We start from the raw sequence: 14,678 nt of genomic DNA, 5'->3' as shown, positions 1-14,678 counted from the left end.
GGCGCGTTTGCAGAGAACTTTAGACGGGCCGGGAATAAATGTAAAATATATATTAAATATTTTTGTTATTTGTTTTATATATGAATATACGAAGGCTTCGCAGTTACTGGCTTTTCTTCGTGGTCGCGCGCGAGGGCAGCTTCTCGGTCGCGGCCCGCACGCTGCACATGACGCAGCCGCCCCTTTCCATGCAGATCGCGGAGCTCGAGGAGGAGCTCGGCGTGAAGCTTTTCGAGCGCACGCCCCGCGGCGTGCGGCTCACGCAGCAGGGCAAGGGGCTGCTGCCCCTGTGCGAAAAGCTCTTTCGCCAGATCGAGGGGTTCGAGGGGTCGCTCGCCGGGGTGGTGCAGGGCGTCTCCGGCACGATCCGGATCGGGGCGATCCCCTGGATCACGCAGTCCGTGCTCCCCGGGCTCGTGAGCCACTTGAGGCTCCTCTACCCGGGGATGCAGATCAGGGTGAAGCAGCTCGTGAGCAATCAGATGCCGGGCGAGCTGCTCGCCCGCGAGGTCGACCTGTGCCTGGGCTACCTGAGCGAGGCCACGCGGGACGACCTCGACCTCGCCCTGGTCCGGAAGTACGAGCTCGTGGTCGTGATGCCCTCCTGGCACCCGCTCACGCAGTACCAGCAGGTGTCGCTTGCGAGCCTCAAAAACGAGGACTACGTGATCACCGACTGGAAAAACGCCCCGGAGTACCACGACGCGGTCGTCTCGCAGTGCCTGGAAAAGGGCCTCTCGCTCAAGATCTCGACCATCGCGGGCAGCGTCTTTTCGCAGCTCTGCTACGTGAACTGCGGCATGGGGATCGCGCTTGTTCCGAGGGCGTGCCTCGAGACCCTGCCGCCCAATGTGCGCTACCGGGAGCTCAAGGAGAAGGTCTATCTCGAACTCAAGTGCATCACGCGAAAGGGCGAGGACTCGCCGGCTGTCGCCGAGGCGAAGCGCTACCTCGAGGGCCTTTAAGCGGCTGGGGAAGGGGCCCCGTGAGGGCAAAAAAGCCCCCCGGGGCTGCCATGCCAGGCCTCCGGGGGGAAAAGATCAGGCCTTTCACTTCCGGTGCCCGGCCCCGCCCGGTGAAAATTAAGCGGGGAGGCCAGGTTCCGGGTGGCTGAGGTCAGAGCGCGTTCGCGGCGTTCCTGCCCGCAATCCGCCCGTTCACCATGCAGTCGGCCACGGCGTTGCCGCCCAGGCGGTTTTCGCCGTGCAGCCCGCCGGTCGTCTCGCCCGCGGCGTAGAGGCCCTTCACCCAGCGGCCGTTTTTATCCAGCGCGTGGGCCTTCACGTCGACGCGGATCCCGCCCATCGTGTGGTGGATGGTGGGCACCTTCTTTGCGAAGTACCAGGGGCCCTTCGTCATTTCGCGGTCGTCGGTGTGGTTCGCGACAAAGCCGTACTTGTCGGGCGTGCCCTTGTTCCGCACGGCCTTGTTGTATTCCTCGATCGAGGCCTTCAGGTGGTCGAGCGGCATCCCGGTCATGCGCGAGAGCTCCTCGAGGTCCTTCGCCTTCTTCACCCGGCCCTGCTCGAGCATATCGCTCATCCGGCGGCCCGAGAGCAGGTCGATCGCGTGCTCGTCGGGGTAGCGCAGGTAGTTCTGCACGAGCCAGTAGGAGGAGTGGGGCTGCGCGAAGACCGCCTTCGAAAGGACGTCGCGGGCCGCGCCCTCGTTCACGAACCGGTCGCCGTTCTCGTTAATGAAGAGGCGGTTTCTGCCCGAAGTCTTGATGTCGAGCATGAGGCCGGTGCCGGGGGTGCCGTTCGGGTGGATCTGGATGTCGGCGAGGCCGATCAACTCCGCTCCGGCCTTCTGCGCCATCATGAGGCCGTCGCCCTGGGCCGCGACCGAGATGTTGGAGCAGCCGATCCGGTCGTCTAACTTCGCCTCCTTCCAGATCCCGGTGTTCACCTTCTGGCGGAAGGCGACGTTCGCGCCGAAGCCGCCCGTGGACACAATGACGCCCTTCGTGGCCGAGGCGATGACGGGGCCGTTTTTGCCCTGCGCCTTCACGCCCACGACCCGCCCGTCCTGCACGATGAGGTCGGTCGCCTTCGTCTCAAGGAGCACCTTCACGCGGTCCGGCCCGTACTCGTGGAGCTTGTGCTCGAGGACCGCCACGTAGGTGTGGCCGCCCGCGGGGTTCGGGTAGTGCGAGCGCTGGAAGAGAGCCCCGGTCGCCGCGCCCACCTTCGGGTTCACCTCAAGCCCCATGGTCTCAAGCCACATGAGCGTTTCCTTCGCGTGGTCAGCGAGGTTGTGCACGAGCACCTGGTTGTTTGTCATGTGCCCGCCCTTCATCGTGTTCTCGAAGTGCTTCTGCGGGCTGTCCTTGATCCCCATCGCGCGCTGGAAGGACGTGTCGGAGGCGTTGAAGGCGCCTCCGCAGACGTTGGTCGAGCCCCCGAGGTAGCCCATCTTCTCGATGATGGTGACGGTGGCCCCGTTCTGCAGGGCGCTCACCGCAGCAGCCAGCCCCGCGCCGCCGCCCCCGATCACGACCACTTCGCTGCGGGTCCGAAGCGGCGCGGCCGCGGCGCTCGGCGCGGCTTTGGACGCGAAGTCCGAGTCCGAGGCCCCGGCCTTTTTGAGAGCCTCGCGCACGCCCTGCTTCAGGGCGAAGCTCGAGAAGGTCGCGCCGGTCACGGCGTCGACTTCAGTCGTCTGCCCCGCGAGCATCTTCGGGATCAGGAGGTCGATCGCGGTCTTTCCGACGCCGGGGCTTTCGAGGTTGTGGGTGACGTTGATGTCGGTCATGCGGCCGTGCTCGAGCGTGACGAGCACGTTGATCGGCGCGTTGTGGCCGAGCACCCGGGCCTCGTAGGTGCCGTCCTTCACGGCGGCACCGGCCCCCGCGGCGGTCAAAAGCGCGGGCAGGCAAAGGGCGATCGCTTTCATTTTCATGCTTTTTCTCCTTTGAATTCTGGGCTGCGGCCTCTTCAGAAAGAGGGGCAAAGCCGCAGACGAGGAGAAAATCTAGGCCCGGGGAACATAAATGTAAAATATATATTTAATATTTTTATTATTTGTTTTATATATAAAAAACGGGCAGGGGCCCCGGAAAATCGGGAGAGAAGGGGGCTGCCGCTTCGGGCTTTCGCCGCAGCCCCGGGGCGCTTTCCCCCCCCCCCCCCCCCCCCCGGCTCCTGACGGGAGGCGGCCCCGGATGCTAGATTGGGGGACAGCGTTCGCAAAAAGCAAAAGCCCCGGGCTTTCGGGCGAAGGCGCGGGGCGGCAATAAAAAGGAGAACGGACCCAAGATGGCGGCAATCACGAACGGGAGGCCCCGGGCGCTTCCAGCGCTGCTTCTCGCGCTTTTTTTTCTCGGGCTTGCGGGGCTGCTCCTCCCCCGGATCCTGCACGAGGTGCTGGGGCTCGCGTTTTTCGCGCTCGTGCTCTGGCACGCGCTTCCCTTTTTCCGCTCGAAGAGGAAGGCCCCGCTGAAGACCGCGCTGATCACGCTTTTTCTCGCCGGCTCGCTCCTGCTCCTTCTCGTCTCCGGCGTCGTGCTCACGGGCTGGCTGGGGGAGGCCGGGGACTTCAACTGGCGCTCGGCGCACCTCCTTGCCGCCGGGGCGGCACTTCTCGCGCTTTTCGGGCATGTGCTCCAGATGTCGGGGCTGCTGCGCCGCAGCCGCGCGGCCTATGCGGCCGGAGCGGGAGCCTTCATGCTCGCGGCTGCCGCGGTCTTCGGGCTCCCGTACCTCGACCGCTGGTTCAACACGGTCGAAGTGAAGCAGGCCGAGCTTCTCGTGGGAGACAAAGCGCCACTGCCGGGACGCGTGCTCACCGTGTACTTCACCTGGCCCGAGAACGCCCCGGTGTCTCCCGGGGCCGACGCGGTCTCGGGAGCCTCGCTTATGCGCGACGGCAGGGAGCTCATTGGAAACTCGCGAATGGTTGCCCTGATCGCGCAGTCGATCGCGGGCGGCAGCCTCTCCTCGATCCGGGCCGGGGAAGCCTATTCCGCACAGTACGGGAAAACGACCGCCCGGGCCAGAAAGGAGCTCGAAGTGGGGGCTCTCCCGGTCCTTCGCGAGGGAACGGAGGACCCCGGGGCCTTCGACACCGTGATTCTCGTCTATCCCCTCTGGTGGGGGACGGTGCCGCGCCCTGTCGCCTCCTGGCTTACGGCCCACAGCTTTGCGGGCAAGCGGATCGTGCCCATCGTGACGCACGGCGGGAGCGGCGCGGGGGAGAGCCTGAAGGCTCTCGGGCGGCTCGCGCCCGGGGCCCGGGTCACTGAGCCCCTTGCCCTTTACAGCAGCGACATCCGCTACTCAAGGGCCCGGATTCTCAAGCACCTGAAGGGGCTGGACTAGGCGGCCGGGCTTTCCGCCCTCGCCTCTGGCGCCATCTTCTGCGCGCAGGCCGAAGAAAGGCAGAAGGCGGATTATTGAAAGGCGCTCCGCTGACACGGACAAACCGCGGGCCCAGGCGGACTCAAGCCGGAAGCCCGGGCGGGGCGAAGCGCGGCGGCAGCGCCGGGCATGAGGCTGTCCTCCGCCCTCTGCTGCAAAAATGGGCGCAATTGCGCCCATTTTTGCAGTCATGCTGCGGGAGCATCATTTCAATGCTTTGTTCTGAAAAGATATTTCAGGTATTTTTTGTACTGCAAATTTGGGCGCAATTACGCCTGAATTTGCAGTGCACATCCATCGGCTGCTGCAAGGCGCCAAGGGGCAAAGAGGCCTCCGGTTTTCTATGACCCTGCGCTCGTTGCCGTGATGAATCACGCAGGCCGCCCTTCCGCGGGGCAGGCCCTGCGGCAGGCGGACCGGAGCCCGCCCTGAGGACGGGGGCGGCAGGCAGGTATACTGAAATCCCTGACGCTCAGGAGGCCGGCGGGGCTTTTTCCGTTTGGAAGAGCCCGGATCGACTGACCGCCTGCTTTCAGCGCCGCCTTCCCCTGTTTCGGCATGCCCCAGAATCCCAGTTCGCCCGCCCCTTCGCTTTTGCGGCAGATCGCGTCGCTTGCCGGCCCCATTTTTGTCGCGAATCTCGCCATCGTGCTCACCGGGACGCTGGATACGGTCATGGTGGGGCATCTCTCGGCCGAGCAGCTCGCGGGCGTGGCGCTGGGCGCCACGGTGATCAACTGGATCCTCGTATCCTTTGCCGGCGTGATCCAGGGGCTCTCGCCGATTGCGGGCTACCTTTTCGGCGCAAAGGACTATCCGAAGATCGGGCAGAGCCTCGTGCAGGGGCTCTGGCTCGGCCTTCCGCTGTCGGTCCTCGCCGTTTTTCTGGGCTCGAGAACGGCGTTCTGGCTGGAGCTTGCCGGCATGACCGGGCCCGCGGCGGGCGTGGCCCGGGACTATATCCATGCGGCGCTTGCCAGCATCCCCGCGGTGATTTTCGCCCGCAGCTTCGTCGCGGTGAACTCCGCGGTCTCCATGCCGGTGATCACGATGGGCGTGATGCTGGCCTCGGTCGCCCTCAAAATCCCGCTCAACCTGCACTTTATCTACGGAGGCCTGGGGCTGCCTGCGATGGGCGGGGCGGGTGCGGGGCTTGCGAGCTCCGTTTCCTGCTCTTTTTCGCTTGCGGCCTATGCGCTCGTGTGGCTGCTGCACCCCCGCTTCGCGCGCATGCGCGCCGGGGCCCGCGCCGGGCTCCGCCCTGCAGTGCTCGCGAGGCTGCTGAGGCTTGGCGTTCCCATCGGGCTTTCGAGCTTCTTCGAGATGTCCTCCTACACCCTGATGGCCATTTTCATCGCGAGGCTCGGGGTCGAGGCCCTGTCCGCGCATCAGATCGTGGCGAACCTCGTCTGGCTCTACTACGTGCTGCCTCTGGCCGTGGGCGTGGCGGGCAGCGTCCTCGTCGCGCAGTCCCTCGGGGAGGGAAAGCCCGCGCGGGCGCGCGAGGCGGCCTGGCTCGGCGTCTGCTTCTCTCTCGGCTGCGCCCTGGTGATCGCGGCGCTCACCTGGAGTTTCCGGGCTGAAATTGCGGCCTTCTACACCTCGGACACCGCGATCCGCGGCGTCACCGTGGCCTTTCTCGCCTGGGTGCCGCTCTATCACGTGATGGACAGCCTCCAGTGCTCCTGCTCCAACATCCTGAGGGGCTATCAGGTCACGTTTCTGCCGATGGCGGTGAGCAGCCTCCTGCTCTGCGGTGTCGGGCTCGCGCTGGGGTGCGTGTTCTCGGGCGTTTTCCCCGGAACCGGCTTTAACGCGGGCGCCGTGGCGTTCTGGCAGGGGGCGGATGCGGCGCTCGTCCTTGCTGCGGCGGCGATGCTGGCTCTCCTGAGGCACTTCTCCCGGGCGGCTCTCGAAAAGCCGGCCGGGGCGTTCGGCCTGAAAAAGCCTTGAGAAAGGGAAGCCCCGGGGCGGGGCCCGCAGCCTCCGGCCTTCCTCGTTTCGGGCCGCCTCCGGCTTGGAAAAAGGACGCGGCGGATTGCTTTTTTTCTATAAGTCCATAAGGGTAAAGCCCGCTTCAAAAGGCGCGGCGATCTGATAAGGTGTCTTCCTTACAAAGGCCGGATTTTCTTTACTTTTGTCAAAGTTACAGGCGTTCAGCCGGAGGGAGAAGGAGCTCCCCTCGTGCTGCGCCTGGCTGCTTCAAATAGCTTTTTTCTATTTTTCCGGTGTCTTTTGTCCATTTTTACCCCTGTCACAGGAGCTTCTCATGCAGTTTGGTAACTACCACTTTATGACTACCCCCCCCCCATAAACCCGCGTGATCCTGCCTTAGGCATCAAAAGGAGCGCAGCCGCTGCGGCGGTGGCCGCGGCCCTGATTCTCTCGGCGCCCTTTGCGCAGGCCGCGGACACGACCCCGGGCTCCGGCAGCGGCGTGGCCCTCGGCACCGGCAGCAGCGCCCCGAAAGCGGAAAACGTCGCGATCGGGAAAGGGGCGGGCATCAGCTATTCCAACGGCGCGAGCAGCGCGACCGGGGACATCGCGGTCGGCGCAGGCGCGAACATCAACAACTATGCGAGCCAGGGCGGCAGCATAGCGATCGGCAAAAATGCCCGTGTGGAGAACATGGCGGGCGGCGCGGAGGCAAGCTTCGCCCTGGGGCAGACGAAGTTCTCAGGATCCATCTTTTCTTCCGCCCGGATTCCTGAGGATCCTTCAAAGGTGGTGGGCAGCGTTGCCATCGGCGACAACACGTTCGCCCGGACGGGCAGCACCATGATCGGGTCCCACAATTATTCCGGGGCCCTGGGCGACACCACTGTCGACACGGCCTCCACCCGCACCTACGCCCTGAACGTCTACGAGACGACGCTGGGCGCGAACAGCTTCACGAACGGCGCATTCGCGACCTCCACCGGCGCCTTCAACATCATTTCGAGCGATTACAACGGGGGACGGCTCTCCAATGCGGTGAAGAATTTCGGCGCGACTGTGACCGGATCCCTGAACAGCATCGAGTCGATGTCGGGCAGCTACTACTCCGGCGTCGCCAGCAGCATTGTCGGCGTGGCCAACCGGACGGCCAACGCCAACGGCTCCCTCATTTTCGGCGCGGGCAACGAGGTCACCAATTCAGTGGCCGCGATCCGGGCCCCGTCGAGCGGAGGCGACTCTGCCAAAGAGCTGGCCGACACGCTGCGAAGCGTGATCAGGAGCTCGGAAGGCGGCGGCTCCACCCTGGCGATCGGCGGCGGCAACACCGCTGACTACACCCAGGCCTCGCAGCTCATCGGCGTCAACAACACCCTCAAGGGGTCCTCGGGGTCCGTGAGCCGGTACAACCTTCTCGACGGCTACAAAAACACCGCGGAAAATGTCCAGCACGTCAGCGTCCTGGGCTCTGAGAACACAGTGAAGGACACCACAGGCGCGGTGGTGGTGGGCGACCGCCGCAGCCTCTCCGGAGCGAATAACGCCGTCGTGATCGGCTCTTCGGACACGACGCTTGCGACGGACAAGGCTAATGTCGTCTCCGTGGGCTACAAGGCGAACGCCACGGTCGAGGGAGGCGTGGCGCTGGGGTCCGAATCCGTCGCCTCAACGGAGGCGGGCAGGGCGGGCTACGATCCGGGGACGAAGGCCGCCTCGACCAGCACGGACAGCGCCTGGCTGTCCACCCGCGGGGCCGTCTCGATCGGCGACGCCTCGCAGGGCATCACCCGCCAGATCACGGGGCTCGCGGCGGGCAGCCTTGACACCGATGCCGTGAACGTGGCGCAGCTCAAGGCCGTGAAGGCCGATGCCACCGAGGCTGTCGCCGAGGCGAAGAAGCACAGCACCGTCTCTGCCGGAAAGAACATTCAGGTGACCTCCCAGGCCAACGCCCAGGGTGGGATCGAATACACCGTGGCGACCGCTGAGGACGTCGTCTTTTCTTCCGTCGCCGTGGGAGGAGTCTCGATCAGCCAGTCGGGCATCCAGGCCGGAGGCCTGAAAATGACGAACGTGGCCGCGGGCGAGGTCTCCTCTTCCTCCACGGACGCGGTGAACGGCAGCCAGCTCTACCAGGTGCAGCAGGGGATTAACAAAAACGCCGCGGGGATCGGAGATCTCACGCACCGGGTGAACGATCTCGACGGCCAGATCGACAAGGTCGGTGCCGCCTCCGCGGCGCTCGCGGCCCTCCATCCGGTCGACTTCGATCCCAGCCACCGCTTCCAGATGTCCGTGGGGCTCGGCCACTACAAGAGCCGGGAGGGCGTTGCGGTGGGGGCCTTCTGGTACCCGACCGACACGGGCAATCTCCTCATGTCCGTCGGATACGCTTCCTCGGCCTCCGACAACCACATGGTGAACGCGGGCCTCACCTACCGCTTCGGCGGCAGCCAGGCCTCGGCGAGCCCGCAGGGTATGGCGGAGAAAGTGAGCGCGCTCACCGCCGAGAACCGGGACCTGTCGGCGAGGCTCGCGAGCTCCAGCACGAAGCTTGAGGCCGCGGCGGCCCGGATCGACAGCCTCACCGAGGAAATCCGCGCCATCAAGGCCAGGCTCAACATGCGCTGACGCAAGGCGCAGGCTTTAAAGCCGCAGTAAAAAAGGGCCCCCGCTTCCGAACCGGAAAACGGGGGTCCGGAGCACCGGCGGCCCGCCCCGGCACTGGCCGGGGACGGGCGCAGCCGGAGAAAAGGGCTACTTGCCCTCGGCCACGGCGATGCCCGTGAGCCGCCCGAAGGTGAAGATATCGCAGATTGCGTTCCCGCCCAGGCGGTTCGTTCCGTGGATGCCGCCGGTGAGCTCGCCCACGGCGTGCAGGTGCGGGATCACGTTGCCGTAGCGGTCGATCACCTGGGTGTACTTGTTGATCACAATGCCGCCCATCGTGTGGTGCACCGACATGCCGGCGTAGCAGGCCCAGAAGGGAGCCTTTTCGATTTTGCGGAGGTTGCGCGGCTTCTTCCCGAAGGCGTCCTTCTTCTCGTCGCAGCCCTTGTTGTATTCGTCCACGGTCTTCTTGAGCTGCACGGGATCCACGCCCATTTTTTTCGCGAGCTCCTCGATCGTGTCGGCGGTCCACGCGTCTCCCGTCTCGAGGCCTTTCTTTGCGCCGTTCTGGTGCCCGAGGTTCAGCTCGGAGAATCCGCGGCTGTCGATGATGGAAAATCCTGTCTGGCCGGGCAGCGCGAGCACCGCGTCGCGGATCACGTCACGGCGCTCGTCCTCAGCCACAAACCGCTTCGCGTCCTTGCCCACCATGATGAAGTTCGCGGCGTTCAGGTGCATGATGACGCGGTGGCTGCGTCCCGGAGGGCAGCCGGGGTTGCACTGGATGAAGTCCATGCCGACGGTGTCCGCGCCGATGTCCTCGAGGATCGGGATCAGGTCGCCGGTCGAGCAGGGCAGGTTCGTGGTCGTGAGGTTCAGGAACCGGGGATCGTACTTGGCGCGCATCTTGGGGTTCGCGCCGAAGCCGCCGGTCGCGCAGATCACGGACTTGCGGGCGCGGATGAAATGAGACTTTCCGGCCTTGTCCTTGTATTCGATGCCGAGGACCTGGCCCGCCAGCGGCTGCTCGCGGACCACCCGGACGACCCGGGAGTTCGTGCGGATCTTCACTCCGAGCTTCAGGGCCTCAGGCTCGAGCACCTTGATGTAGTCGCTGCCAAGCGAGCCGTAGGGCCCGTGGGCGCGGGGATAAAGCCCGCCGTAGATCTGGTAGACCTTAGGCTTGAACTTCATGCCCATCGACTCGAGCCACTGCAGGGCCGCGTAGGAGTTTTCCGTCATCGTCTTCACGAGCTCGGGGTTGGCGCGGTAGTCGCCCCCGGCCATGGTGTTCTTGAAATGGTTCTCGGGGCTGTCGACGATGCCCTGGGCCTTCTGCCGGGGCGGATCGTAGGTGTTGAAGCCGCCGCCCGAAATGGAGGTGTTGCCCCCGACAAACGACATCTTTTCCAGAATGAGGATGTTTTTAACGCCGTGCTGGGCGGCCGAGACTGCGGAAGAGAGGCCTGCGCCGCCCGAGCCTACGACCACCACGTCAAAGGTTTCATCCCATTTGCGCGGCAGTTTGCAGGGGTTCTCGACGGCAAAGGCCGGAGCCGCGGCAAGGCCAACGGTGCCGGCGACGGCGGATCCGAGAAAACGGCGTCTGTTGAGGGCTGTCATGGATTCTCTCCTTAAATGAAGTCAGGAACTCTTTCCTTCCGGTTCCTGAGAAAAATTGTAGAAATGGGCCGCCGCCCTCAGGAATACCTCTTGGTTCTAAGACCTAGGGCTTAGCGTCCGGGCCTGAGGCTTTTCGGGGGGGGCAGCAAAGTGGAATCACGGCGCGCGCGCCGCTAAGATGGGGCGGCGGGTTTTCGATTCGTCCCAGACATGAAAAGAGTGCTGATGCTGATTGCCGCCGCGTTTCTCCTTGCCCGGCCCCAGGCTGCCCTGGCGCGGGAAGAACCGGTTGTGGTCGCTGTTTCAACCAACGTCGGCCCGTGGTTTTATGTGCAGACCTTCGAGCCCACCATGGAAAGGCTCAGGGCAAGGATGCCCTGGATCCGGTTTCAGTCGGTGGAGCTTTCTCCCGAGGCGCTTCGCAGGGAGGCGAAGGAGGGGAGGATCGATTTTTTCATGGCTCCGAGCGGTTCTTTTGCGAGCATTGAGGAAGAAAGCGGCGCAAGACATCTGGCAACTCATCATCCCCGGGGTGCCCGGGATCCCGCCCGGTCCATGGGATCAGTGTTCCTCGTGCGGGCCGACTCGGCCCTGCGCGGACTCTCGGACCTGAAGGGTGCGAGGTCCGTTGCGACCGACCCCCAGTCCTTTGACGGCTGGATCATTGCCCTGGGGGAGCTCTTCAGCGCTGGCTTTGATCCCCAGAGATTTTTCAGCCGCACGGAGTTCACCGGCTACGGGCTGCCCGATGTCGCAGCTCTGGTGCTTTCTAGGGACGCGGACGTGGGAATCCTCAAGGCCTGCGACTTTGAAATGATGACCCAGGCCGGACTTATTAACGCCAGGGACTTCCGTATCCTGAACGAAAAGCCCTCGGGAGGCCTCGCCTGCCGGGTGTCCACGGATCTCTATCCCGGGGTGGTTTTCGCCTCTCTGCCGCGCGCTTCGTCTGACCTTGTCAAATCCGTGTCCGTCGCCCTGCTCACGATGCCGGAAACGCCCGAGGGCAACAGCTGGGGCTTCGCGAGCGATTTCAGCCAGGTGCGCAGCCTGTACCGGAATCTGCAGATCGGTCCATATGCTTACCTGAGGGAAAACTCTCCGCGGGCTCTTCTTCGGCGCTACCGGTTTATCCTGCTCGCCGCTGCCGCGCTGCTCGCCTTCGGTTTGTTCTACGTGGTCTCGGTCAGGCGGATCGTGAAGATCCGCACCCATGCCCTGCAGGTGGCGCTGAAAGAAAAGGATCGCGCGCAGGAAAACGAGAGAAAAAGCCGTGAGAGGCTTTTCGCGCTTGAAAAGGCGGGCGTCGTGAGCGGGCTCTCCTCGATGTTCGCCCACGAGGTGAGGCAGCCCGTTGCCTCGCTCATCAATTATGCAGGAGGCCTGCGGATGTATCTGAAGGGCCGCGATGCCGACCCGATGGTGGCCGAGGCGCTCAGGGAGATCACGGCTCAGTCGGAGCGGGTTTCCGCAATCGTCGGGCGCGTCTGCTCCTACGCGAGGAACGAGGCCCGGGTGAGGCGGCTCGAGGACCTGGAGAGTGTCGTGGACAAGGCTCTTGAGGCCTTTTCCCACAGCACGTATTCCCGGGGCGTGCGCATCGCAAGGCGGCGCGGGAGCCCGGCTCTCTGCCTCATTGATCCCCTTGAAATCGAGCTCGTGGTGGTCAATCTTCTTCGGAATGCGGGCGCTGCGATCCAAAAAATCGATGGTCCGGCGATCGCCCTGGATCTGGCTGGCGAAGACGGGTTCTGGAGGCTGACGGTTTCAGACAACGGCCCGCCCATTTCGGACGAGACCCTGAAGAGCCTGGCCGCACCGACCCGCAGCGCCCGCAGCGACGGACTTGGGCTGGGACTGTCGATCTGCAGGGTGATCGCGGAGGGGCACGGCGGGCACCTGAGCTTCAGGCGCCTTACGCCTCGCGGGCTCGCGGCGGAGCTGTATCTGCCGCAGCCCGAGGAGGCAGGCAAGGAGTGACGCACATGTCAGAGAGTTCAGTTCCACTGGTCAGGATCGTCGACGATGAAGAAACCGTGAGGAATTCGGAACGTTTCATCCTGAAAATCATCGGGCTGGAGTCCGAAGCTTTCGAAAGCGCCGAGGAGATGCTCGAGCGGGGCGATTTTTCCCGCCCCGGGTGCATTGTCCTTGACATCCGCATGGGAGGCATGAGCGGGCTTGAGCTGCAGAAGAAGCTGCTCGACAGGGGATGCGATCTTCCAATTTTGTTCCTGAGCGGGCACGGCACCGTCCAGTCCGCAGTGCTGGCGCTCAAGCGCGGGGCGGCGGATTTCCTGGAAAAGCCCGTAAGGCCGGAAAAGCTCCAGTCGATCGTGTGCCGCCTGATCGAGGACAACCTCAGGCAGCGGGCCGGCAGGGCGCAAAAAATCAGGCGCAGGGCGCTTTTCGACACGCTCACCGACCGGGAAAAGATGGTGCTGAGGCAGGTGGCTCAGGGAGCGCTCAACAAACAGATCGCAATAGACCTGGGGATTGCGGAGCAGACGGTCAAGATCCACCGGGCGAACGCTCTGCACAAGCTGGGGATCCGGACGGCGGTTGATGCGCACGCTTTTCTCCGGTTCATCGGCGAAATACCGCAGGAGCAGCCATGATGATGAACAGGAGGCAGGCTCTGGGCGCTGCCACGTCCGGGCTACTCGCTCTGCCCGGAGTTTCTGAGGCCTTTTCGCTTGGCGCCAGCCTGCGGGACTGGCTGAGGGGCGGAGCGGACGTTATTGTGGTCGGTTCGGGCGCGGCCGGCCTGTCAGCTGCGGTCGAGGCGGCTTCGGCCGGCGCGCGGGTAACCGTGCTTGAGAAAGCGCCGGAAATAGGCGGGAACACGCTGATCTCGGGCGGTTATTTTGCGGCTCTCGATCCCGTGCGGCAGAGGCGGCAGGGCATCTCCGATTCGCCGGATTTCTTTTACCGGCAGACGTTTGAGTACGGAGGCCGGAAGGCTAAGCCCGCGCTCGTCCGGCGCCTGGTTGAGAATTCGACGGAAAGCCTTCGCTGGCTTGAGGGACTCGGTATGCGCTTCAAGCCCGAGGTGATCGAGCTCTACGGCGGGCACTGGGCCCGCTGCCACTGTCCTGTCCTTCCTCTGGGGCAGGGCTACATCAGGGCGCTTTCGGCCGAGGCGGTCCGCCTCGGCGTGAAAATCGCTACGTCCGCGCCGGTGGTCGACCTGGTGTTCCGGGACGGGCGGGCCGCCGGCGTGGTGGTGCAGGACGGAGCGCGAACTAGGACGCTGCAGGCGCGGAAAGCCGTGGTGCTCGCGGCCGGCAGCTTTGCGGCCAACGCCCGGCTGATCGGGCAGTACGCCCCGCGGCTGCAGGGGCTCACGACCGACAACGTCCCGTCTTCGACCGGCGAGGTGATGCTCGCGGCTCACAGGCACGGCGCGGCCCTGCGCGACATGCAGTACATTCAGTGCCTTCCGGGCTGCCCTCCGGGGAAATCGCACCGGGTGAGGTTTCACTCCGTGGTGTCGAGATTCATTTTCGTCAACACCGAAGGGAGGCGTTTCATCCGCGAGGACGGCCCCAGGGACGTTCTGCGTGATACAGTGCTCGCGCAGCCCCATCAGCTGGCCTACTCAGTGCTTGACGACGCGGGCTTCAGAGATTACGGGATCCTGATCCAGAAGGAGGCGGTTGAGGCGCTCGAGGCCGGTGAGGCCTGGAAAGCGGGAAGCGTACGGGAACTCGCTCAGAAAATGGGCGTTCCCGCCCCGGCGCTCGCCCAGACCATAGCCCAGTACAACCGCGCGGTCAGAACCCGCCGCGATCCCCTGGGGAAGTCTCCGCGCGAGCTTCGCTACACTCTGAGCCACCCTCCCTTCTGGGCCTGCTACGCCGGCATGACGATTCACTACACGGAGGGCGGGCTCGACATTGACGAGCGGGCGCGCTGCCTTGACGCCGCGGGAAAGCCCATCCCCGGGCTTTATGCGGCGGGAACCATCACCGGGGGCGTGCACGGCAGCAACAGGCTCGGAGCCAACGGCCTGACCGATGCGGTCGTGTTTGGCCGAATTGCAGGGAAAGGGGCGGCTCTTTTGAGCCTATAAGTATATTTATATGGCTTTTATATGATTATTAAATTAAACAAAATTAGTTTAATTTATCGCGAAGCGGAAGCCTCTTT

At 64.4% G+C, this 14,678-nt stretch carries 9 protein-coding genes; 7 read left to right on the top strand and 2 right to left on the bottom strand.

Features of this window, described 5'->3' with window-relative positions; translation table 11 throughout:
• Positions 1–80: 80 nt before the first annotated feature.
• A complete protein-coding gene (locus MUN46_RS09370) occupies positions 81–965 on the top strand; it encodes a LysR family transcriptional regulator (protein ID WP_243377525.1) in 885 nt (294 codons plus the stop codon).
• Between the two features lie 151 nt (positions 966–1,116).
• On the opposite strand, the gene MUN46_RS09365 is transcribed toward MUN46_RS09370, so the two are convergent.
• Complete coding sequence (locus MUN46_RS09365; protein WP_243377526.1) at positions 1,117–2,901, bottom strand: flavocytochrome c; 1,785 nt, start codon at positions 2,899–2,901, stop codon at positions 1,117–1,119.
• A 356-nt stretch (positions 2,902–3,257) separates the two neighbouring features.
• On the opposite strand from MUN46_RS09365, the gene MUN46_RS09360 reads away from it, so the two are divergent.
• From MUN46_RS09360 to MUN46_RS09350, 3 genes are all read left to right on the top strand, one after another.
• Positions 3,258–4,319, top strand: coding sequence for a flavodoxin (locus MUN46_RS09360; RefSeq protein ID WP_243377527.1), 1,062 nt, complete (start codon positions 3,258–3,260; stop codon positions 4,317–4,319).
• Between the two features lie 597 nt (positions 4,320–4,916).
• A complete protein-coding gene (locus MUN46_RS09355) occupies positions 4,917–6,311 on the top strand; it encodes an MATE family efflux transporter (RefSeq protein ID WP_243377529.1) in 1,395 nt (464 codons plus the stop codon).
• 411 nt (positions 6,312–6,722) lie between these two features.
• The gene (locus MUN46_RS09350; protein ID WP_243377531.1) at positions 6,723–8,924 is read left to right on the top strand and encodes a YadA-like family protein; all 2,202 of its coding nucleotides are present in this window, start codon (positions 6,723–6,725) and stop codon (positions 8,922–8,924) included.
• Between the two features lie 126 nt (positions 8,925–9,050).
• Here the strand turns inward: MUN46_RS09350 and MUN46_RS09345 are convergent, their stop codons facing one another.
• Positions 9,051–10,526 carry an FAD-dependent oxidoreductase gene (locus tag MUN46_RS09345; RefSeq protein WP_243377532.1) on the bottom strand — a complete coding sequence of 492 codons (1,476 nt, stop codon included), beginning with the start codon at positions 10,524–10,526 and terminating at the stop codon, positions 9,051–9,053.
• A gap of 210 nt (positions 10,527–10,736) precedes the next feature.
• Here MUN46_RS09345 and MUN46_RS09340 point away from each other — a divergent pair, with 210 nt between their 5' ends.
• From MUN46_RS09340 to MUN46_RS09330, 3 genes are read left to right on the top strand one after another with little or no spacing between them, the layout of a single operon-like run.
• Positions 10,737–12,506, top strand: coding sequence for a sensor histidine kinase (locus MUN46_RS09340; protein WP_243377533.1), 1,770 nt, complete (start codon positions 10,737–10,739; stop codon positions 12,504–12,506).
• Between the two features lie 5 nt (positions 12,507–12,511).
• Positions 12,512–13,144, top strand: coding sequence for a response regulator transcription factor (locus MUN46_RS09335; protein ID WP_243377535.1), 633 nt, complete (start codon positions 12,512–12,514; stop codon positions 13,142–13,144).
• Positions 13,141–14,601 carry an FAD-dependent oxidoreductase gene (locus MUN46_RS09330; protein ID WP_281069897.1) on the top strand — a complete coding sequence of 487 codons (1,461 nt, stop codon included), beginning with the start codon at positions 13,141–13,143 and terminating at the stop codon, positions 14,599–14,601. Before MUN46_RS09335 ends, MUN46_RS09330 begins: the two co-directional genes overlap by 4 nt.
• Positions 14,602–14,678: the final 77 nt, after the last annotated feature.

The sequence above is a fragment of the Mesosutterella faecium genome (genome assembly GCF_022809315.2).
Lineage (GTDB): Bacteria > Pseudomonadota > Gammaproteobacteria > Burkholderiales > Burkholderiaceae_F > Mesosutterella > Mesosutterella faecium.
The sequence above is the reverse complement of the archived record's forward strand: the minus strand, read 5'-3'. Positions and strand labels throughout refer to the sequence as shown.

Excerpts from the sequence above, each read along its gene's own strand:
- MUN46_RS09345 (WP_243377532.1), bottom strand. The coding sequence starts at position 10,526 with ATGACAGCCCTCAACAGACGCCGTTTTCTCGGATCCGCCGTCGCCGGC.
- MUN46_RS09335 (WP_243377535.1), top strand. The coding sequence starts at position 12,512 with ATGTCAGAGAGTTCAGTTCCACTGGTCAGGATCGTCGACGATGAAGAA.
- MUN46_RS09340 (WP_243377533.1), top strand. The coding sequence starts at position 10,737 with ATGAAAAGAGTGCTGATGCTGATTGCCGCCGCGTTTCTCCTTGCCCGG.
- MUN46_RS09360 (WP_243377527.1), top strand. The coding sequence starts at position 3,258 with ATGGCGGCAATCACGAACGGGAGGCCCCGGGCGCTTCCAGCGCTGCTT.
- MUN46_RS09330 (WP_281069897.1), top strand. The coding sequence starts at position 13,141 with ATGATGATGAACAGGAGGCAGGCTCTGGGCGCTGCCACGTCCGGGCTA.
- MUN46_RS09355 (WP_243377529.1), top strand. The coding sequence starts at position 4,917 with ATGCCCCAGAATCCCAGTTCGCCCGCCCCTTCGCTTTTGCGGCAGATC.
- MUN46_RS09370 (WP_243377525.1), top strand. The coding sequence starts at position 81 with ATGAATATACGAAGGCTTCGCAGTTACTGGCTTTTCTTCGTGGTCGCG.
- MUN46_RS09365 (WP_243377526.1), bottom strand. The coding sequence starts at position 2,901 with ATGAAAATGAAAGCGATCGCCCTTTGCCTGCCCGCGCTTTTGACCGCC.